The organism is Streptomyces sp. L2 (assembly GCF_004124325.1).
Taxonomy (GTDB): domain Bacteria; phylum Actinomycetota; class Actinomycetes; order Streptomycetales; family Streptomycetaceae; genus Streptomyces.
The window spans coordinates 2,597,037-2,616,396 of the sequence record NZ_QBDT01000001.1 but is presented as its reverse complement, the minus strand read 5'-3'; the positions used below and the strand labels follow the sequence as shown (position 1 = coordinate 2,616,396).

At 71.0% G+C, this 19,360-nt stretch carries 17 protein-coding genes; 7 read left to right on the top strand and 10 right to left on the bottom strand.

Annotated features, from left to right (window positions below; genetic code table 11):
• Nucleotides 1-42: 42 nt before the first annotated feature.
• A complete protein-coding gene (locus tag DBP14_RS11040) occupies nucleotides 43-288 on the bottom strand; it encodes a hypothetical protein (protein WP_129307037.1) in 246 nt (81 codons plus the stop codon).
• Entirely contained in the window at nucleotides 285-1,226 is a 942-nt protein-coding gene (locus tag DBP14_RS11035; protein WP_129307035.1) for an SPFH domain-containing protein, read from the bottom strand. The genes DBP14_RS11040 and DBP14_RS11035 overlap by 4 nt, the downstream gene beginning before the upstream one ends.
• Nucleotides 1,227-1,479: 253 nt before the next feature.
• Between DBP14_RS11035 and DBP14_RS11030 the strand changes: the two genes are divergently transcribed.
• On the top strand, nucleotides 1,480-3,900 hold the full coding sequence (locus DBP14_RS11030; RefSeq protein WP_129307033.1) for a transglycosylase domain-containing protein: 2,421 nt from the start codon (nucleotides 1,480-1,482) through the stop codon (nucleotides 3,898-3,900).
• Nucleotides 3,901-3,976: 76 nt separating this feature from the next.
• Here DBP14_RS11030 and DBP14_RS11025 read toward each other — a convergent pair whose 3' ends face one another.
• The 4 genes from DBP14_RS11025 to DBP14_RS11010 form a co-directional block, all read right to left on the bottom strand.
• Nucleotides 3,977-6,079 (bottom strand): SpoIIE family protein phosphatase, encoded by a 2,103-nt coding sequence (locus tag DBP14_RS11025; RefSeq protein WP_206739252.1) that lies wholly within the window; start codon nucleotides 6,077-6,079, stop codon nucleotides 3,977-3,979.
• Nucleotides 6,080-6,359: 280 nt separating this feature from the next.
• Nucleotides 6,360-7,049, bottom strand: coding sequence for a DUF402 domain-containing protein (locus DBP14_RS11020; protein WP_206739251.1), 690 nt, complete (start codon nucleotides 7,047-7,049; stop codon nucleotides 6,360-6,362).
• A 230-nt stretch (nucleotides 7,050-7,279) separates the two neighbouring features.
• Entirely contained in the window at nucleotides 7,280-8,665 is a 1,386-nt protein-coding gene (locus tag DBP14_RS11015; protein WP_129307029.1) for a class II fumarate hydratase, read from the bottom strand.
• A 237-nt stretch (nucleotides 8,666-8,902) separates the two neighbouring features.
• A complete protein-coding gene (locus tag DBP14_RS11010; protein WP_129307027.1) occupies nucleotides 8,903-10,573 on the bottom strand; it encodes a fumarate hydratase in 1,671 nt (556 codons plus the stop codon).
• A gap of 234 nt (nucleotides 10,574-10,807) precedes the next feature.
• Here DBP14_RS11010 and DBP14_RS11005 point away from each other — a divergent pair, with 234 nt between their 5' ends.
• Both DBP14_RS11005 and DBP14_RS11000 read left to right on the top strand, forming a co-directional pair.
• The gene (locus tag DBP14_RS11005; protein WP_241741213.1) at nucleotides 10,808-11,491 is read left to right on the top strand and encodes a DUF1707 domain-containing protein; all 684 of its coding nucleotides are present in this window, start codon (nucleotides 10,808-10,810) and stop codon (nucleotides 11,489-11,491) included.
• Between the two features lie 174 nt (nucleotides 11,492-11,665).
• Nucleotides 11,666-12,034: a WhiB family transcriptional regulator gene (locus DBP14_RS11000; protein WP_129307024.1), complete on the top strand. Its 369-nt coding sequence runs from the start codon at nucleotides 11,666-11,668 to the stop codon at nucleotides 12,032-12,034.
• A 172-nt stretch (nucleotides 12,035-12,206) separates the two neighbouring features.
• Here the strand turns inward: DBP14_RS11000 and glpX are convergent, their stop codons facing one another.
• On the bottom strand, nucleotides 12,207-13,241 hold the full coding sequence (gene glpX, locus DBP14_RS10995) for a class II fructose-bisphosphatase (protein WP_129307022.1): 1,035 nt from the start codon (nucleotides 13,239-13,241) through the stop codon (nucleotides 12,207-12,209).
• A gap of 126 nt (nucleotides 13,242-13,367) precedes the next feature.
• Between glpX and DBP14_RS10990 the strand changes: the two genes are divergently transcribed.
• Nucleotides 13,368-13,895, top strand: coding sequence for a DUF4245 domain-containing protein (locus tag DBP14_RS10990; RefSeq protein WP_129307020.1), 528 nt, complete (start codon nucleotides 13,368-13,370; stop codon nucleotides 13,893-13,895).
• An 88-nt stretch (nucleotides 13,896-13,983) separates the two neighbouring features.
• On the opposite strand, the gene DBP14_RS10985 is transcribed toward DBP14_RS10990, so the two are convergent.
• Nucleotides 13,984-14,208, bottom strand: coding sequence for an exodeoxyribonuclease VII small subunit (locus DBP14_RS10985; protein WP_129307018.1), 225 nt, complete (start codon nucleotides 14,206-14,208; stop codon nucleotides 13,984-13,986).
• Nucleotides 14,205-15,413 (bottom strand): exodeoxyribonuclease VII large subunit, encoded by a 1,209-nt coding sequence (xseA, locus tag DBP14_RS10980; protein WP_129307016.1) that lies wholly within the window; start codon nucleotides 15,411-15,413, stop codon nucleotides 14,205-14,207. Before xseA ends, DBP14_RS10985 begins: the two co-directional genes overlap by 4 nt.
• 144 nt (nucleotides 15,414-15,557) lie before the next feature.
• Here xseA and DBP14_RS10975 point away from each other — a divergent pair, with 144 nt between their 5' ends.
• Complete coding sequence (locus DBP14_RS10975; protein ID WP_129307015.1) at nucleotides 15,558-16,574, top strand: 4-hydroxy-3-methylbut-2-enyl diphosphate reductase; 1,017 nt, start codon at nucleotides 15,558-15,560, stop codon at nucleotides 16,572-16,574.
• Between the two features lie 58 nt (nucleotides 16,575-16,632).
• Nucleotides 16,633-17,385 (top strand): polyphosphate--glucose phosphotransferase, encoded by a 753-nt coding sequence (gene ppgK / locus DBP14_RS10970; RefSeq protein ID WP_129307013.1) that lies wholly within the window; start codon nucleotides 16,633-16,635, stop codon nucleotides 17,383-17,385.
• A 15-nt stretch (nucleotides 17,386-17,400) separates the two neighbouring features.
• Here ppgK and DBP14_RS10965 read toward each other — a convergent pair whose 3' ends face one another.
• Complete coding sequence (locus DBP14_RS10965) at nucleotides 17,401-17,925, bottom strand: DUF6542 domain-containing protein (protein ID WP_129307011.1); 525 nt, start codon at nucleotides 17,923-17,925, stop codon at nucleotides 17,401-17,403.
• Nucleotides 17,926-18,147: 222 nt separating this feature from the next.
• Here DBP14_RS10965 and ychF point away from each other — a divergent pair, with 222 nt between their 5' ends.
• On the top strand, nucleotides 18,148-19,236 hold the full coding sequence (gene ychF, locus DBP14_RS10960) for a redox-regulated ATPase YchF (protein ID WP_129307009.1): 1,089 nt from the start codon (nucleotides 18,148-18,150) through the stop codon (nucleotides 19,234-19,236).
• Nucleotides 19,237-19,360: the final 124 nt, after the last annotated feature.

Below are 19,360 nucleotides of genomic sequence, written 5' to 3'. Positions count from 1 at the left end.
GATCATGGCGGCGGGTACGGCCCCGCAGGTGGGGGCCGATTGTCACGGTTCCGAAACAGGCGGGCGCCCGCGGCGGGGCAGGGGCCCGGTGTCCTTCGGCAGCCGTCCCGCGTCCGCCAGCGCCCGGCGCAGCAGGAACTCGATCTGGGCGTTGGCCGACCGCAGCTCGTCCCCGGCCCAGCGGGCGAGCGCGTCGTACACCGACGGGTCCAGCCGCAGCAGCACCTGCTTGCGCTGCCGCGGCCGGCGCCTCGGGGTCTCCTCGGAGGGGGCCGGTGAATCCGTCACTGGTACAGGCTCCCGGTGTTGAGGACCGGCTGCGGCGCCCGGTCCCCGCACAGCACCACCATCAGGTTGGACACCATCGCCGCCTTCCGCTCCTCGTCCAGCTCCACGATCCCCTGCTCCGCGATCCGGGCGAGCGCCGCCTCCACCATGCCGACCGCACCGTCGACGATCTCCCGCCGCGCGGCGACGACCGCGCCGGCCTGCTGCCGCTGGAGCATCGCCGAGGCGATCTCGGGAGCGTACGCGAGGTGGGTGAAGCGCGACTCCACGATCCGCACCCCGGCCGCCTCGACCCGGGCCTGCAGTTCGACGGCCAGCTTCTCGGTGATCTCCTCGGCGTTGCCGCGCAGCGAGAGGCCCTCCGCGTCGTGGGCGTCGTAGGGGTACTCGATGGCGATGTGCCGCACGGCGGTCTCGGTCTGCGTGGCGACGAACTCGGCGTAGTCGTCGACCTCGAACACGGCCTGCGCGGTGTCCTGGACCTTCCAGACCACGACCGCGGCCAGTTCGATCGGGTTGCCGTAGGCGTCGTTGACCTTCAGGACGGCCGTCTCGTGGTTGCGGACCCGGGTGGAGATCCGGGTGCGCGAGGTGAAGGGGTTCACCCAGCGCAGGCCGTCCTGCCGGATCGTGCCCCGGTACCGGCCGAAGAGCTGGACGACCCGGGCCTCGCCCGGCGCGACCGTGTTCAGTCCGCGCATGGCGATGACGGCCGCGAGGAAGACCAGGATCCCGGCCGGGATCAGGCCGGCCTTCGCGCCGGCGGAGCCGGTCGACGCCGCCGCGGCGAGCAGGGCGACGGCGGCGCCGATCCCGATCAGGCCGAGCAGCAGGGCGAGACCGCCGCCGATGCTGTGGGCGGTGAACTCCCGCACCCGCGGGGCGGGCATCTCGGGTACGTCGGCGGTGGCTGCGGCGTCGGTGCCGTGTGCGGACATGGGGCTCCCCGTTCTCGTGACGCCAGGGGCCTGCCGGAGTCGACCGGCCTTAGCGAATATCTATCTAAGTGATAACACTTTACCCCGCCGGAGCAACCCTCGAACACCGTCAGCCGTCGGTTCCCTAGGAGTGGGTGCTGATTGTCACGTCCGCAAAAGAGCGGATCGGGCGTCCTTTGTCATATAGACGGGTGTTAGTTTTCGGAGCTGACCCGAAGCTGACCACTGAGACGGAAGCGGAGCGTAGGGACTCATGGGACGAGCGGACGACAGACGAGCGCGACAGCGCGGTGGCCGCCGCGCGGCGCCGAAGCGCCACCGCTCCGGATCCACGGCCCCCGCGGGCACCCCCTCCGCCCCGGCAGGTCCTCCCGGCTCCCCCACCCGGGCCGGCCGCAGGGCCGCCGGCAAAGGGGCGAAACCGGCCAAGGGGCGAATACGCCGGCTCTTCACCTGGAAGAAGATCCTCGGCACGTTCCTCGGGTTCTGCCTGCTCGGCATCGGCGCCTTCGTCGTCCTGTACATGATGGTGAGCGTGCCCAAGGGCAACGCCGCCGCCCAGCGCCAGAGCAACGTCTACAAGTACAGCGACGGCACGATCCTGGCCCGCCAGGGCGACACCAACCGCGAGATCGTGGACCTGTCCAAGGTGCCGCGCAAGGTCCAGCTGACCTTCGTCGCCGCCGAGAACAAGACCTTCTACCACGACAACGGAATCGACCTGCGGGGCACCGCGCGCGGCCTGCTCAACACCCTCTCCGGCAAGGGCAAGCAGGGTGGTTCCACGATCACCCAGCAGTACGTCAAGAACTACTACCTCAACCAGGACCAGACCGTCACGCGCAAGCTGAAGGAACTGGTCATCTCGTTGAAGGTGGACCGCGAGACGTCCAAGGACGACATCCTCGCCGGCTACATCAACACCAGCTACTACGGTCGCGGCGCCTACGGCATCCAGGCCGCCGCCCAGGCCTACTACCGCGTCGACGCCGACAAGCTCACCGTCGCACAGGGCGCCTACCTCGCCGCGCTGCTCCAGGCGCCCAGCGAGTACGACTGGCAGGCCGCCTCGCCCGCCGGTAAGAAGCTGGTGAAAGCCCGCTGGAACTACGTCCTGAACAACATGGTGGAAGAGAGCTGGCTGCCCAAGGCCGACCGCGACGCCATGAAGTTCCCCATACCCAAGGAACCCAAGGGCGCCCCGGGCCTCGGCGGGCAGAAGGGCTACCTGGTCAAGCTCGCCAACCAGCAGCTCGAACAGCAGCTGATGAAGCAGGACGGGCTCACCCAGCAGCAGGCCGAGAGCGCCGTCGAGAACAACGGCTGGACCATCACCCTCAACGTCGACCGGAAGAAGCAGGCCGCGCTGGAGAAGGCCATGAAGAGCCAGCTCACCAGCAAGCTGGACAAGAAGAAGCGCAAGGTGGACGGTGTCGTCGAACCCGGCGCCGTGTCGGTGGATCCCAAGACGGGGCACATCGTCGCCCTGTACGGCGGTCAGGACTACTACCACCACTACACGAGCAACGCCACGCGCAAGGACTTCCAGCCCGCCTCGACGTTCAAGCCGGTCATCCTCGCCGCCGCACTGGAGCAGAACGCCGTCACCCAGGACGACAAGCCCATCAACGCGAACACGATCTACGACGGCGACAGCCGCCACCAGGTCGTCGACCACGGCCAGAAGGTCGGTTTCGCGCCGCCCAACGAGGACGAGGTCGACTACGGGCCGATCACCGTCCAGAAGGGCATGGACGACTCGGTGAACTCCGTCTTCGCCCAGATGGGCACCGACGTGGGCATGCAGAAGGTGATGGACACCGCCAAGCAACTCGGCATGGACACCACCGGCATGAAGCCCGTGCCCGCCCAGACGCTGGGCTCGATGGGCGCCAGCCCGCTGGAGATGGCCGGGATCTACGCCACCTTCGACAACCACGGCAAGAAGGTGACCCCGACCATCGTCAAGTCGGCGGAGAAGAAGGGCAACTCGGTCGAGATGCCCGACCCGATCGGAAACCAGGTCATCAGCGCCACGGCCGCCGACACGGTGACCTCCGTGCTGACCGGCGTGGTCGACGACGGTACGGCCAAGGTCTCCGTGGCGAACAACCCGCTGCGCAAGGGCCAGCAGGTGGCGGGCAAGACGGGTACCTCCGACGGCAACAAGTCGGCCTGGTTCACCGGCTACACACCCGACCTGGTCACCTCGGTGGGACTCTTCGGCGAGCAGGACAAATCGCCGTTCGCGCACGTGAGCATGACCGGCGCCACCGGCCTCATCCCCGGCAGCGGCCGCATCAACGGCGGTGGCTACCCCGCGAAGATCTGGGCCGCCTACACCTTCGGCGTCACCGACAAGGCCAAGTTCGACCTGGACACCGACCAGGGCGCGGCCGTCGAGCCGTCGAACAGCCCGAGCATGAGCCAGAGCCCGTCCCACACGCCGTCGCAGACGCCGTCGAGCCACCCGCCGGCGTCCCATTCCCCCTCGCAGTCGCCGTCGCAGTCGCCGAGCCAGTCCCCGTCGCAGTCGCCGAGCCAGTCGCCGTCGCAGTCGCCGAGCCAGAGCCCGGGCGGCGGCCCCAGTGGTCCCGGCGGCGACACCGGCGGCGGTGATCCGGGCGGCGGCCCCGGGGGCCTCCCCGAACCGCCCGGCCTCGGCGGGCAGTAGCGGTCCGGCACACGCGTGAGGGGCGCCCGGTGAACACCGGGCGCCCCTCTTCGTCGTACAGGCGGAACCAGGCCGCTCAGCCCCGGTTCAGCTCGAACCACACCACCTTGCCGGTGCTCAGCCGGGTCGCGCCCCAGCGGCGGGTCATCTTGTTGACCAGGTACAGGCCGCGCCCGCCCTCGTCGGTGGCGCGGGCCTGGCGCAGCCGGGGCAGCTGGGGCACGTCGTCGCCGACCTCGCAGCGCAGCACATCGGTGCGCAGCAGGCGGAGCGTGACCGGCCGGGAGGCGTAGCGGACGGCGTTCGTCACGACCTCGCTGACCAGTAGCTCCACCGAGTCCGACAGCTCCTCCATGCCCCAGCGGTCCAGGGCGCGCCGGGCCAGCCGGCGGGCCCGGCCGGGGGCCGCGTCCTCCGGTTCCAGCGTCCAGTACGCCACATCGCTCGGCGCGATCCCGTCGAAGCGGGCGGCGAGCAGCGCGATGTCGTCGTCCCGGTCGCCCGGCCCGAGCATGTCCAGCACCTCGTCGCACAGGGCTTCCAGCGGCGGCGGATGGTCCGGGCCGGTCAGCTGCGCGGTCGCGGCCAGCTTCTCCCGCAGTTGCTCTATGCCGGTCCACACGTCCCGCAGGCGGGACTCCACCAGGCCGTCGGTGTAGAGGAGCAGGGTGGCGCCGGCGGGCGCGTCCAGCTCGACCGCCTCGAAATCGACCCCGCCGACGCCGATCGGCGCGCCCGGCGGCACCCGCAGCACCTCGGCCCGGCCGCCCAGGTGCAGCAGCACGGGCGGCGGATGGCCGGCGTTGGCGATGGTGATGCGGTGCGTGACCGGGTCGTAGACGGCGTACAAGCAGGTCGCCATGCGGTCGGTGCCCAGGCGCTGCGCCTGCTCGTCGAGGTGGTGCAGCACCTCCTGCGGGGGCAGGTCGAGCCCGGCCAGCGTCTGCGCGGTGGTGCGCAGCTGGCCCATGATCGCCGCCGAGGTCATGGAGTGGCCCATGACGTCGCCGACGACCAGGGCGACCCTGCTGCCGGGCAGCGGGATCGCGTCGTACCAGTCGCCGCCCACCCGCGCCGTCTCCGCCGCCGGCAGGTACCGCGAGGCGAGCCGCACACCGGTCGGCCGGGGCAGGGTCTCCGGCAGCATCGTGCGCTGCAGCTCGTCGGCGATGTACGCCTCGCGGCCGTACAGCACCGCCTTGTCGATGCCGAGCGCGCTGTGCGTGGCGAGCTGGGCGGCGACCAGCAGGTCGTCCGCCTCGAACGCGGGCCGCTCCGGGCGGCGCAGGAACAGCGCCGCGCCGATCACCCGGCGCCGGCCGCGCAGCGGCGCGAGGATGGCGTGCTGCCCGTCCGGTACGACCGCCTCGCCGCCCTCGCCGAGCAGCTCGGGGAGCGCGTCCCGGGCGGCGGGCACGTCCGCGAACACCGGCCGCACCCCGCGCAGCACCTCGTTGAGGGCGCCGCCCGGCCGTACCTCGCACAGCTCGGCGGTCACCGCCGACAGCTCCGCCAGCGCCGCCAGCTCCGAGGACTCCGACTCGGGCGCCGGGGGCGGCAGGAAGCCGCCCTCGGTGTCCCGGTCCTCCGGGATCCGGTCGGTGCGGCGCAGCCGCAGCACCACCGGACCGGTGGGCCGCTCGTCGCCGACGGGCAGCGGGTCGCGCAGATACACCAGGATCGCGTCCGAGAAGGTCGGCACGGTCGCCCGGCACAGACCCATCACGATCTCGTCCAGGTCGATCCCGCGGGCGATCCGCCGGGTCGCGGCGCCCACGAACCTGAGCCGGTCCCCGTCCCGCCGCATCGGCATCGGCCGCCCGCGCGGCAGCCCCCGCCCGGTACGGCGCTCCGGCCCGCCCGGCGCCCGGTCCTGCTCGGCGCCCGGCTGCGGCGGTATGCCCTCCGGCGCCGGACGCGGCCGGGGGGTGTCGGGCTCGGCGGTGTCGGGCTGGGCGTGCTCGGGGCCGTTGACTTCGGGCTCCTTCCCCTGGCGGCAGGGCGTGGTCTGGTGCGGCCCGGGGGGCGTCTCACCCGCCCTGGCCTGGGCCGGCAGTGCGGTCGCGCCGAGCGGCTTCGGGGAACGCAGGAGCGCCCCGCGGGCCTCCGCGGGGTCGACGCCCGGCTGCGGGCGCTCGTAGGAGGAGGTGGAGTGCTCCGTCACGCGTGTCGAATCCATCCGTCCGGGGCTGCGCGCCGCGCGCGCAGTTGGTCCCGCAGGAATCCCGATACCCGGAATACGTGCCCCAGGAACGGAATTCCCGCGTGGTCAGAGGTTGTTCCTGTGCCCCCGGCGGACCGTCCCCGGTCCGCCGCGGTGTTGCCCTCGTACCCCTCGCTCACGTCTTGCCGCCCCTCGGTGACGTCTGGTCAGTCCCGGCCCTTGTTCCGGGAGTTGTGGCCGACTGCTCTTGCGGAGGACGATCCTACGGTTGTGGACCGGGGGCGCATCAAGGGTCTCATGAGGACACATGCGCGGGCGTACGGTCCCAGTCCTCCGGCAGTGACGGTACCGTCCAGGACGGGTCCGGGCGCCAGTGCTGCCAGCCGTCCGAGAACGGCGGGCCCCAGGCGCGGATCACCTCCACGGCGTCCTGCCCGGCCGCCCGCACCCGCTCGGCGGTCGCCGCGTCCATCAGGCCGTCCCGCTGCGCCTGCGCGAACTCGTCCTCGTCCCGCCAGTGCCAACTGCGGTCCGGGTGTACGGAGATGTCCAGGAAGTAGTCCTCGGAGTCGACGCCGTCCGCCCAACGGGCCAGCGGCTGCTCCAGGTTGACGTACCAGTTCTTGAACCGCCAGCCCGGATCCCAGAACAGCCACACCGACCAGGGCAGACCGGGCCGGGCGAGCTTCAGCACGCCGGTGCCGAACCAGCGGTCCCGCTGCACCGTGCGCGGCTTGGTGTAGCGGGACCGCAGCGGCTCGACGTGCACGGGTGTGCCGTCCGCGAGCACGGGCTTGACGCACTCGGTGCCGGGCGCCAGCCACACCGCGAGCAGCTTCTCGTCGTCCCGGACGACCGTGACGGGGCGCGCGATGTGGAAGCGGGGCCCGGCGTTCTCCCGGTACCGCCACAGGATGCTGCTCCCGGGCGCCCAGCGGGTCGCAGGGCGCGCGTCCACTCGTCTCATCGCTCCGTCGTCTGCCATGGACAGATATTAGGTGCCGTGGGCATACGACGCTGCGGTCCGGGTCACGGCCCCGAGGCTGGCCGGAAATGATCGCTCCGCCCCGCCGCTTCGGCCCGTCGCTCCGCCCCGCTGCCCTGCCCCGCCGCTTCGGCCCGCCGGTCCGGCGTCCCTCACGGCCGGGCCTCACGGCCGGGCCTCACGGCCGGGCCTCACGGCCGGGCCTCACGGCCGGGCCTCACGGCCGGGCCTCACGGCCGGGTCATCCGCAGGACGTCCAGCGCCTCGTCCAGCTGCTCCACGGTGAGGTCGCCGCGCTCCACGTACCCGCCCTCCAGGACGACCTCCCGGATGGTCTTCCGCTCGGCCAGCGACCTCTTGGCGACCTTCGCCGCCTCCTCGTAGCCGATGTACTTGTTCAGCGGGGTCACCACGGACGGGGACGACTCGGCGTACTCGCGGGTGCGTTCGCGGTCGGCGGTGATGCCGTCGATCGTGCGGTCGGCCAGCAGCCGGGAGACGTTCGCGAGCAGCCGGACCGACTCCAGCACGTTCTTGGCGATGACCGGCAGCATCACGTTCAGCTCGAAGTTCCCGGCGGCCCCGGCCGTGGCGATCGTCGCGTCGTTGCCGACGACCTGCGCTGCGACCATCAGCACGGCCTCGGGGACGACCGGGTTGACCTTCCCCGGCATGATCGACGAGCCGGGCTGCAGATCGGGCAGCCGGATCTCGGCGAGGCCGGTGCGCGGCCCGGAGGACATCCACCGCAGATCGTTGGCAATCTTCGTCAGCCCGACCGCGATGGTCCTGAGCTGCCCGCTGGTCTCGACGACGCCGTCCCGCGCGCCCTGGGCCTCGAAGTGGTCTCGGGCCTCGGTGAGCGGCAGCCCGGTGCTCCGGGCGACCTCCTCGATGACCGCCGCGGCGAACCCCGGCGGCGTGTTGATGCCGGTGCCGACCGCCGTCCCGCCCAGCGGCAGCTCGGCCAGCCGGGGCAGCGAGGCGCGCAGCCGCTCCACGCCGTAGCGCACCTGGGCGGCGTACCCGCCGAACTCCTGGCCGAGCGTCACCGGCGTCGCGTCCATCAGATGCGTCCGCCCCGACTTCACGACGTCGGCGAATTCCTTGGCCTTGCGCTCCAGCGAGCCGGCGAGGTGCTCCAGCGCCGGGATCAGATCGTGTGTGACGGCGGCGGTGGCGGCGATGTGGATCGAGGACGGGAAGACGTCGTTGGACGACTGCGACGCGTTGACGTGGTCGTTCGGGTGCACGTCCCGGCCGAGCCGCTCGCTCGCGAGGGTGGCGAGCACCTCGTTGGTGTTCATGTTGGACGACGTCCCCGAGCCGGTCTGGAACACGTCCACCGGGAAGTGCTCGTCCCACCGGCCCTCGGCGACCTCCCCGGCCGCCTGCTGGATCGCCTCCGCGACGTCCTTGTCGAGCACGCCGAGTTCCGCGTTGACCTTGGCGGCGGCCCCCTTGATCCGGGCGAGCGCCTCGATGTGCGCGCGCTCGATCCGCTGCCCGGAGACGGGGAAGTTCTCCACGGCCCGCTGCGTCTGCGCCCGCCACTTGGCGCCCGCCGGAACCCGGACTTCACCCATGGAATCGTGCTCGATGCGGTATTCGGTCATACCGGATACAGCACCCGGGGTGGCCGGGATGTTCCGGCCCGATGATCTCGCCCCGTCCCTGGGGGCTGCCGCTCCCAGACCCCCGCTTCGGCCTGAACGGCCTCGTCCTCAAACGCCGGACGTGCTGCCATACAGCCCCTCCGGCGTTTGAGGAGCGGGGGGCCGGGGGCGGAGCCCCCGAAGGACGGGACGGGTAGGGGCGGCGGGGGCGGAATCCTCCCCGCCGCACCCGGCGCGCTACGCCAGCCCGGGCCCCCGCACCGGGATGTGGGTGAACGTGGGCTCGGGGGCCGGGTTCTGGAAGAAGTCGTTGCCCTTGTCGTCGACCACGATGAACGCCGGGAAGTCCTCCACCTCGATCTTCCAGACGGCCTCCATCCCCAGCTCCTCGTACTCGACGACCTCGACCTTCTTGATGCAGTCCTGGGCGAGGCGGGCGGCCGGCCCACCGATGGAGCCGAGGTAGAACCCGCCGTGCGTGCCGCACGCGTCGGTGACCTGCTGGCTGCGATTGCCCTTGGCCAGCATCACCTTGGACCCGCCGGCGGCCTGGAACTGCTCGACGTAGGAGTCCATCCGGCCGGCCGTGGTCGGCCCGAAGGAACCCGACGCGTACCCCTCGGGCGTCTTCGCCGGACCCGCGTAGTACACCGGGTGGTCCTTCAGGTACTGCGGCATCTCCTCACCCGCGTCCAGCCGCTCCTTGATCTTGGCGTGCGCGATGTCGCGGGCCACGACCAGCGGACCGGTCAGCGACAGACGCGTCTTCACCGGGTACTTGCTCAGCTCGGCGAGGATCTCGTCCATCGGCTGGTTGAGGTCGACCTTGACCACCGAGCCGGACTCCTGAAGCTGCTCGTCGGTCGTCTCCGGCAGGAAACGCGCCGGGTCGGTCTCCAGCTGCTCCAGGAACACGCCCTCCGCCGTGATCTTGGCGACCGCCTGGCGGTCCGCCGAGCAGGAGACGGCGATGGCGACCGGGCAGGACGCGCCGTGCCGCGGCAGCCGGATCACCCGGACGTCGTGGCAGAAGTACTTGCCGCCGAACTGCGCGCCGATGCCGATCTTCTGCGTCAGCTCGAAGACCTTCTCCTCCAGCTCCGTGTCCCGGAAGCCGTGGCCGAGCGCGGAGCCCTCGGTGGGCGCGTTGTCCAGGTAGTGCGCGGAGGCGTACTTCGCGGTCTTCAGCGCGTACTCCGCGCTCGTGCCGCCGACGACGATCGCCAGGTGGTACGGCGGGCAGGCGGCCGTACCCAGCGAACGGATCTTCTCCTCCAGGAACTTCATCATGGAGGCCTCGTTCAGGACGGCCTTCGTCTCCTGGTAGAGGAAGCTCTTGTTGGCCGAGCCGCCGCCCTTGGCCATGAACAGGAACTTGTAGGCGCCGCCGTCCGTCGCGTACAGCTCGATCTGGGCCGGCAGGTTGGAGCCGGTGTTCTTCTCCTCCCACATGGTGAGAGGGGCCATCTGCGAGTAGCGCAGGTTCAGGTTCTTGTACGCGTCGTAGATGCCGTGCGACAGGTGCGCCGCGTCCTCGCCCTCGGTGAGGACGTTCTGGCCGCGCTTGCCCATGACGATCGCGGTGCCCGTGTCCTGGCACATCGGCAGCACGCCCGCCGCCGCGATGTTCGCGTTCTTCAGCAGGTCCAGGGCGACGAACTTGTCGTTCGCGCTCGCCTCCGGGTCGTCGACGATGCGGCGGAGCTGGGCGAGGTGGGCCGGGCGCAGATAGTGCTGGATGTCGTGGACGGCCTCCTCGGCCAGCTTGCGCAGCGCCTCCGGCTCCACCTTGAGGAACGTCCGCCCGTCCGGCCCCTCGACGGTCGAGACGCCCTCGGACGTCACCAGCCGGTAGGGGGTGGTGTCCTCTCCCTGGGGGAGCAGATCGGTGTACGCGAACTCAGGCATCTCAGCCCATTCCTCACTCTACGGACGGCGGCCCGCCGTCATTGGCGGGCCCCACCAGCGTAGAACCTGCCACCGACAGGGAACCTGTGAGGTGAGGCTCAGTGCCGGTGTGAGGCCCTTCCAGCGCCGGGACCCCCGACACGCGCGGCTTGTCCACACCCCTAGTCGCGATCTATCGCGTTTGGGTACGCTGCTGTCGTGGACCTTCAGAAGCACGCCCGCCCCGAGGACACCGTGCCCGCGGCGCCCACCGCGCCCCGCGTCGCCGAACTGCGCGCCTCGGACGCCGACCGTGACCGCATCGCCGACATCCTGCGCGAAGCCCTGGCCGAGGGCCGGCTGACCGCCGACGAGCACGCCGAGCGCGTGGAGGGGGTGCTGCACGCGAAGACGGTCGGTGAGCTGGAGGTCTTCATCCGGGACCTGCCCGCCGCCCACCAGGTCCCGCCCGCCCCCGCCTACACGCCGGTGCCCTCCCGCCCGACCCCCGGCGCGATCCCGGCCGAGGCCGACGCCAATGTGGTGGCCGTCTTCAGCAGCGCCATGCGCCGCGGCCGCTGGCGCGCCGGACGCCGGCTGCACGCGTACTCGGTCTTCGGCTCCGTCGAGATCGACCTCAGCGAGGCGATCTTCGAGTACCAGCAGGTCGTCATCAAGGCCGTCTCCGTCTTCGGCGACATCCAGATCCGGGTCCCGGAGAACGTGTCGCTGCGCGGCACCGGCGGCGGCGTCCTCGGCAACTTCGAGGTGGACACGCTCGACTCGGTCGAGTCCGACGCGCCCGTCATCTACGTCGAGGGGTGGGCCGTACTCGGGAACATCGAGGCCCGGCCCAAGCGGGGCAAGGTCGTTTCGGACATCCTCGACCGGGCGCAGCGCACCGTCGAGAGAAAGCTGCGCAAACACCTCGACCGTTGACTCCGGCGAATCAGGCCCCGGGCGGAACGATCGCCTCCTCCCACACCACCAGCCGAGGGGCGTGAACAAGCCGCCGCGCAACCGCCGTTGGAAACGCAGTGCATGGGCCCGCGCACAGCGGGTAGACCTTGCTGCATCGTCGCTCACTCGCGAAGCCGTCGTCAGGAGTAGACCGTGCTGCAACCGCCGCATTCGTCCCTGCAGGTAGCTGCCGTTCCGGCCCAGCGGGTGCCCGCGCGCGACCGGGACCAAGACGACCCCTGGCACACCGAGGCGGTGTGCCGGCGCGACGAGGCCGGCCTCTTCTTCGCCCCGTCGAAGGAGCCCACCGCGGCCCGGCTGTCCCGCGAGGAAGCGGCCAAGCGGGTCTGCGCCCGCTGCCCCGTCATGGTCGAGTGCCGCGAACACGCCCTCCTCCAGCCCGAGCCCTACGGCGTCTGGGGCGGCCTCACCGCAGCAGAACGCCGCGTGGTCCTCGCCCGCCGCCGCCGCCGCGAACTGGAACTCCAGAACAGGCCCACGACAACCCGCATGGCCGGCTGACCACACCAGCAAAGAGGCGCCCTCCCCGCACGGAGGGCGCCTTTCTGCATGCCGGGCCGGCGTCTGCGCCCCAAAGGGGCGCGGGGAACTGCGCGAACAACCACAACGCACCGTCACGCGCAAGACAACCCGCAGCCCCCGAACCAGGCGCCCTCACTGCAACGCAGCGAACCTACTTGGCCCGGTCAAAGTCGATCGCACTGTACGCCCGAAGCTTGCGCAGCCGATGCTCGGAATCGATCCGCCGCACCGTCCCCGACTTCGACCGCATCACGATCGACTCGGTCAGCGCGGTCTCCGACCGATACCGCACACCCCGCAGCAGCTCACCGTCGGTGATCCCGGTCGCCACGAAGAACACGTTCTCCCCGGTCACCAAGTCCTCCGTCGTCAGCACCCGGTCCAGATCGTGCCCCGCGTCGATCGCCCGGGCCCGCTCCTCGTCGTCCTTGGGCCACAGCTTGCCCTGGATGGTGCCGCCGAGGCACTTCACCGCGCAGGCGGAGATGATGCCCTCGGGGGTGCCGCCGACGCCGAGCAGCAGGTCGACGCCGGTGCCCTCGCGCAGCGCGTAGATCGACCCGGCGACATCGCCGTCCGAGATCAGCTTGATGCGCGCGCCGGCCTCCCGGACCTCCTTGATCAGGCCCTGGTGCCGCGGCCGGTCGAGGATGACGACGGTGACGTCCTCGGGCGCGGACTTCTTGGCCTTCGCGATCCGCTTGATGTTGACGGCCACCGGCGCGTCGATGTCGACGAAGTCTGCCGCCTCGGGGCCCGTGACCAGCTTGTCCATGTAGAACACGGCGGACGGGTCGAACATGGCGCCGCGCTCGGCGGCGGCGAGGACGGCGATGGCGTTGGGCATGCCCTTGGCCGTCAGGGTGGTGCCGTCGATCGGGTCGACGGCGATGTCGACCTCGGGGCCGGTGCCGTCGCCCACCCGCTCTCCGTTGAAGAGCATCGGCGCCTCGTCCTTCTCGCCCTCGCCGATGACGACGACACCGTTCATCGAGACGGTGGAGACGAGGGTCCGCATGGCACGCACCGCGGCGCCGTCGGCACCGTTCTTGTCGCCGCGGCCGACCCAGCGGCCCGCGGCCATGGCGGCGGCCTCGGTGACCCGGACGAGTTCCAGGGCGAGGTTGCGGTCGGGGGCCTCGGACGGAACATCGAGCTCGGACGGCAAGTGATGATTTTCGGTCATCGGAGCGCACCTTTCTGATACGACGACGGCCGGATGAGGGTGTGGACCAGACTCTATCGTCAGGCAGACAAAATGAGCAGGGGGCCCCACGGATGAGCGCTCCGGGCACCTGCGACGATAGGGGGCGTGGCAGGTTCGAACGGTAGGCAGAAGAAGGCCCGGGACATGATCATCTCCCTGGCGTTGATCGGTGTCGCGGCCATGGTCGCGTACTACTTCGGGATCCGGTACGACGATCACGCTCCCGACCTGAAGCGGGTCGACTACCAGGTGGAGCTGGCCACCGTGCGCCGGGCCGCGAGCTACCCGGTGGCCGCGCCAGAGGGTCTGCCGCAGACCTGGAAGGCCACCTCGGTGCGCTACCAGGGGGAGAACGGCGACCACTGGCACCTCGGCTTCCAGGCGCCCGGCGGACACTACGTCCAGATCGAGCAGTCCACCCAGAGGACCGCCGACTTCATCGACGAGGCCAGCCAGGGCGCCTCCGCGACGAAGAAGACGGAGAAGATCGGCGACCACACGTGGACCCGCTACACCGGCGGCCGATACGACGCGCTGGTCCTCCAGAACACCCCGGGCTCCACGACGGTCGTCGCCGGCACGGGCCCCTTCACGCAGCTGACGGCGATGGCGGCGGCCCTGCAGATGAAGTGACCGGAGCGGGCAGTCGTACGTCCTCGGGCGGTGGGGGCTGGTCGCGCAGTTCCCCGCGCCCCTTTGGGGCGCGTCACCCGCACCCCCCTCAATCGGCGCCCTCTTCCCCCTCCTCCTCCGCGAGCGCGGCGTCCAAGCGGGCCCGCGCCCCCTCCAGCCACCGCCGGCACACCTTGGCCAGCTCCTCCCCTCGCTCCCACAGGGCGAGGGACTCCTCCAGCGACGTACCGCCCGCCTCCAGGCGCCGTACGACCTCGATCAGCTCGTCGCGCGCCTGCTCGTACGAGAGCGCCTCTTCGGTCCTGCCGGTCATTCGCCCACCTTCACCGTGAATTCACCGTCGGCGACCCGCGCCCGCAGCGCCTCGCCCGCCGTCACCTCGTCCGGGCCGCGCACCACGTGCCCGTCCGGTTTCTGCAGCACCGCGTAGCCCCGCCGGAGCGTCGCCGCGGGGGAGAGGGCCACCACGCGCGCGTGCGTGTGCGTCAGCTCGCTGTCCGCGCGGTCCAGGAGGTGGCCGAGGGTGCGCCGGCCGCGCTCCAGCACCGCGGCCACGTGGTCCGCGCGCTCGTCCAGCATCCGGTGCGGGTCCTCCATGCAGGGCCGCCCCAGCGCGTGCGCCAGACCGCGCTCCTCCCGCTCCACCAGCGCCGTGGCGCAGCGCCGCGCCCGGTCTCGCAGCATCCGGACCCGCTCGAACTCCTCACCCACGTCCGGCACGACCTTCTTCGCCGCGTCCGTCGGCGTGGAGGCCCGCAGGTCCGCCACGTAGTCCAGCAGCGGGGTGTCCGGCTCGTGCCCGATGGCCGACACCACGGGCGTACGGCACTGGGCCACCGCGCGCACCAGCTGCTCGTCGGAGAACGGCAGCAGGTCCTCCACGCTGCCGCCGCCCCGGGCCACGATGATCACGTCGATGTCGTCGACCGCGTCGAGCTCCTTCACGGCCTGCACGACCTGCGGCACCGCGTGCACCCCCTGCACCGCGACGTTGCGCACCTCGAAGCGGACCGCCGGCCAGCGGTGCCGGGCGTTCTCCAGCACGTCCCGCTCCGCGGCCGAGGCGCGCCCGCAGACCAGCCCGATCAGCTGCGGCAGGAACGGCAGCGGCTTCTTGCGGTCCGCCGCGAACAGGCCCTCCGCCCCGAGCTTCTTCTTCAGCTGCTCCAGCCTGGCCAGCAGCTCGCCCACGCCGACCGGCCTTATCTCGGCGGCCCGCAGCGACAGCTGCCCGCGCGGGGCGTACCACTCGGGCTTCGCCAGGACGACGACCCGGGCGCCCTCGCCGACGACATCGGCCACCTCGTCGAACACCTGCCGGAAACAGGTCACGCTGACCGAGATGTCGTACGACGGATCGCGCAGCGTCAGGAAGACGACCCCGGCGCCGGGCCGCCGCGACAACTGCGTGATCTGCCCCTCGACCCACACCGCGCCGAGCCGGTCGATCCAGCCCCCGATCAGCCGCGACACGTCACCGACGGGCAACGGGGATTCCGGAGAGGTGTTCACAGCCATGCGCCCGAGCGTAACGGCCGCCTGTGACAACGCGGCCGCACCGCCGCGACCCGGCCGGGGTCCGGGGCCCGCACCCTTACGACCTGGGGAGCGACAGGGGGCGGCGTCGCGACGCCGCCCCCTGTCGCTCCCCAGGTCGTTACGATGGGACCCATGACCGCTTCGTCTGGCCGCCGTGTCCTGCTCGCCGCCCCCCGGGGCTACTGCGCCGGTGTGGACCGCGCCGTGATCGCCGTCGAGAAGGCCCTCGAACAGTACGGGGCCCCGATCTACGTCCGGCACGAGATCGTCCACAACAAGTACGTCGTGCAGACCCTGGAGAAGAAGGGCGCGATCTTCGTCGAGCGGACGGAGGAGGTGCCGCCGGGCAACATCGTGATGTTCTCCGCGCACGGTGTCGCCCCCGTCGTCCACGAGGAGGCCGAGCGCGGCCGGCTCGCCACCATCGACGCGACCTGCCCGCTGGTCACCAAGGTCCACAAGGAAGCCGTCCGGTACGCCAAGGAGGACTACGACATCCTCCTCATCGGCCACGAGGGCCACGAGGAGGTCATCGGCACCTCCGGCGAGGCCCCCGACCACATCCAGCTCGTCGACGGCCCCGAGGACGTCGCCAAGGTCGAGGTCCGCGACCCCTCCAAAGTGGTCTGGCTGTCCCAGACCACCCTCTCCGTGGACGAGACGATGGAGACCGTCGACGCCCTGAAGACGAAGTTCCCCGGCCTCGTCTCCCCGCCCAGCGACGACATCTGCTACGCCACGCAGAACCGCCAGCTCGCCGTGAAGCAGATGGGCACCGAGTCCGACCTGGTCATCGTGGTCGGCTCCCGCAACTCCTCCAACTCCAAGCGGCTGGTGGAGGTCGCCAAGCTCGCGGGCGCCCGCGCCGCCCACCTGGTCGACTTCGCCGACGAGATCGACGAGGCCTGGCTGGACGGCGTCGGCACGGTCGGCGTCACCTCCGGCGCCTCCGTCCCGGACGTCCTCGTCGAACAGGTGCTGGAGTGGCTCGCCGCGCGCGGCTACGCGGACGTGGAGATCGTGAAGGCGGCGGAGGAATCCATCACCTTCTCGCTGCCCAAGGAGCTGCGCCGCGACCTGCGCGAGGAGGCGGCGGCCCTGACGGCCGAGCGCGGCGGTTCGGGCACCCCCGAGGCGTGAACCCGGCCCTCGCGCCGATCGGGGCGTGACTGTCAGTCGCCCGTCGTAACGTAGGGCCATGCAGATCTTCGGCGTGGACATCGGCGGATCCGGGATCAAGGGCGCCCCCGTGGACCTGGACAAGGGCGACCTGGCCCAGGAGCGCCACAAGGTGCTCACCCCGCATCCGGCGACGCCCGACGGTGTGGCCGACGGGGTGCGGCAGGTCGTCGACCACTTCGGCTGGACCGGCCCGGTCGGACTGACCTTCCCCGGGGTGGTGACCGGCGGTGCCACGGTGCGTACGGCGGCCAACGTCGACAAGAGCTGGATCGACACGGACGCGCGCGCGTTGTTCTCGGGCCGGCTGGGCGGCCTGCCGGTGACGGTCGTCAACGACGCGGACGCGGCGGGCGTCGCCGAGATGCAGTTCGGCGCCGGCCGGGACAGAGGGGGCACGGTCGTCCTGCTCACCTTCGGCACCGGCATCGGCAGCGCCGTCTTCACCGACGGCCTGCTGGTCCCCAACACCGAGCTGGGCCACCTTCAGCTGCACGGCCACGACGCGGAGAAGCGGGCCTCCAGCAAGGCCAAGGAGGACCACGACCTCAGCTGGGAGCGCTGGGCGCGGCGCGTCCAGAAGTACCTGGCCCATGTGGAGATGCTGTTCTCGCCCGAGCTGTTCGTCATCGGCGGCGGGGTCAGCCGCAAGGCGGCCAAGTTCCTGCACTACATCGAGGGCATCAGGGCCGAGGTCGTACCGGCGCAGTTGCAGAACAACGCGGGGATCGTCGGGGCGGCGATGAGAGCGGCCCAGGACCAGCACCGCTGACCGGGGGGTGGCCCGTCAGGTGCGCCGCCGGCGCCGCCGTACCCACCGCACCCGGCGCACCAGCACGATCACCCCGGCGGCGAGCGTTCCCCCGTACAGCCAGCCGGCCTGGGTGGCGAGCCCCGTGACCAGACCCATCACCCGGCCCAGCACCCCTCCACCGCCGTCCGTGACCGGCAGCAGCCCGACGACGAACGCGATCGGCACGACGACGGGCGCGGTCAGCACGTCACCCGCGCGCACCCACAGCGCGGTCAGCGCGCACACCGGCAGGAACAGCACGCCGTACACCGTCAGAGAGGCGCCGAACAGCAGCTCGTCCAGGCAGCCGAGGAGGAACATCGCCAGGCCGCAGAACAGCCCCCCGCCGAGCCCGGTGAGCCGGGGACGCCCCCACCCGTCGGGCGCCGCCGGGCCCGCGGCCGCCTGCGCGGGCGCGCGCTCGCCGGGCGGCCTCCGGCGGGCCTGGGGCGGCAGCGACGCGGGCGGTACACCGCGTCGCCGTCCGTCGTTCGGGGGTCGCGTTCCGTGTTGCTCCACTGGACCAACTTAGGTCTGTTTATGCGCCGAATGGCCCATCAGACACGCCGGGGGCCGGAGCCCGGCCAAGGGTTCGACGCTGACGGGAGGCAGCCCGGGCGGACGCCGTAAACTGGTGGATCGGCCAGTACCTCCTGGCCTCTCGCAGCTCCTGGCCCTCCGTCTCATCCCCTTCCACCCCTCCCCTCCCCCTCATCCCTCTCATCCACGGGAAGTCGCAACGTGTCGCTCACGATCGGAATCGTCGGCCTGCCGAATGTCGGCAAGTCGACCCTGTTCAACGCCCTGACCAAGAACGACGTGCTGGCGGCCAACTACCCGTTCGCCACGATCGAGCCGAACGTCGGCGTGGTCGGCGTCCCCGACGGCCGGCTCGCCAAGCTGGCGTCGATCTTCAAGTCGGAGCGCATCCTCCCGGCCACGGTCGACTTTGTGGACATCGCCGGCATCGTGCGCGGCGCCTCCGAGGGCGAGGGCCTGGGCAACAAGTTCCTGGCGAACATCCGCGAGTCCGACGCGATCTGCCAGGTCATCCGCGCCTTCAAGGACGAGAACGTCGTCCACGTCGACGGCAAGGTGTCCCCGAAGGACGACATCGAGACGATCAACACCGAGCTGATCCTCGCCGACCTCCAGACGATCGAGAAGGTCCTCCCGCGCCTCCAGAAGGAGTCGCGCATCAAGAAGGACATCGCCCCCAAGGTCAAGGCGGTCGAGGAGGCCAAGGAGATCCTGGAGAAGGGCGACACGCTCTTCGCGCACGGCATTGTCCAGGGCACCGACCGCAACGAGCTGCTCCACGACCTCCACCTCCTGACGACCAAGCCCTTCCTCTACGTCTTCAACGTCGACGAGGACGAACTGGTCGACGAGGACTTCAAGAACGAGCAGCGCGCCCTGGTCGCCCCCGCCGAGGCGATCTTCCTCAACGCCAAGCTGGAGGCCGACCTCGCCGAGCTGGACGAGGAGGAGGCCCTGGAACTCCTGGAGTCCGTAGGCCAGCACGAGCCGGGCCTCGCCACCCTGGCCCGCGTCGGCTTCAACACCCTCGGCCTGCAGACCTACCTCACGGCCGGCCCCAAGGAATCCCGCGCCTGGACCATCAAGAAGGGCGCCACGGCCCCCGAGGCGGCCGGTGTCATCCACACCGACTTCCAGAAGGGCTTCATCAAGGCCGAGGTCATCTCCTTCCCCGACCTCGTCGAAACCGGCTCGGTCGCCGAAGCCCGAGCCAAGGGCAAGGCCCGCATGGAAGGCAAGGACTACGTCATGCAGGACGGGGACGTGGTGGAGTTCCGGTTCAATGTGTGACGGGTGACATAACACCACGTCGCTGATCTGGCAAACGTGCAGGTCAGATGGGGTCCGACTCTTCGGAGTCGGGCCCTTTGTTCTTTCCCGTGCTGGGATGGTGCTGGGATAGCTGATCCCTCGT

Bases quoted from the DNA above. Each gene is read 5' to 3' on its own strand.
- DBP14_RS11035 (WP_129307035.1), bottom strand. From the start codon at position 1,226: ATGTCCGCACACGGCACCGACGCCGCAGCCACCGCCGACGTACCCGAG.
- DBP14_RS11030 (WP_129307033.1), top strand. From the start codon at position 1,480: ATGGGACGAGCGGACGACAGACGAGCGCGACAGCGCGGTGGCCGCCGC.
- DBP14_RS11025 (WP_206739252.1), bottom strand. From the start codon at position 6,079: ATGGATTCGACACGCGTGACGGAGCACTCCACCTCCTCCTACGAGCGC.
- DBP14_RS11020 (WP_206739251.1), bottom strand. From the start codon at position 7,049: ATGGCAGACGACGGAGCGATGAGACGAGTGGACGCGCGCCCTGCGACC.
- DBP14_RS11015 (WP_129307029.1), bottom strand. From the start codon at position 8,665: ATGACCGAATACCGCATCGAGCACGATTCCATGGGTGAAGTCCGGGTT.
- DBP14_RS11010 (WP_129307027.1), bottom strand. From the start codon at position 10,573: ATGCCTGAGTTCGCGTACACCGATCTGCTCCCCCAGGGAGAGGACACC.
- glpX (WP_129307022.1), bottom strand. From the start codon at position 13,241: ATGACCGAAAATCATCACTTGCCGTCCGAGCTCGATGTTCCGTCCGAG.
- DBP14_RS10985 (WP_129307018.1), bottom strand. From the start codon at position 14,208: ATGACCGGCAGGACCGAAGAGGCGCTCTCGTACGAGCAGGCGCGCGAC.
- xseA (WP_129307016.1), bottom strand. From the start codon at position 15,413: ATGGCTGTGAACACCTCTCCGGAATCCCCGTTGCCCGTCGGTGACGTG.
- DBP14_RS10975 (WP_129307015.1), top strand. From the start codon at position 15,558: ATGGGACCCATGACCGCTTCGTCTGGCCGCCGTGTCCTGCTCGCCGCC.
- ppgK (WP_129307013.1), top strand. From the start codon at position 16,633: ATGCAGATCTTCGGCGTGGACATCGGCGGATCCGGGATCAAGGGCGCC.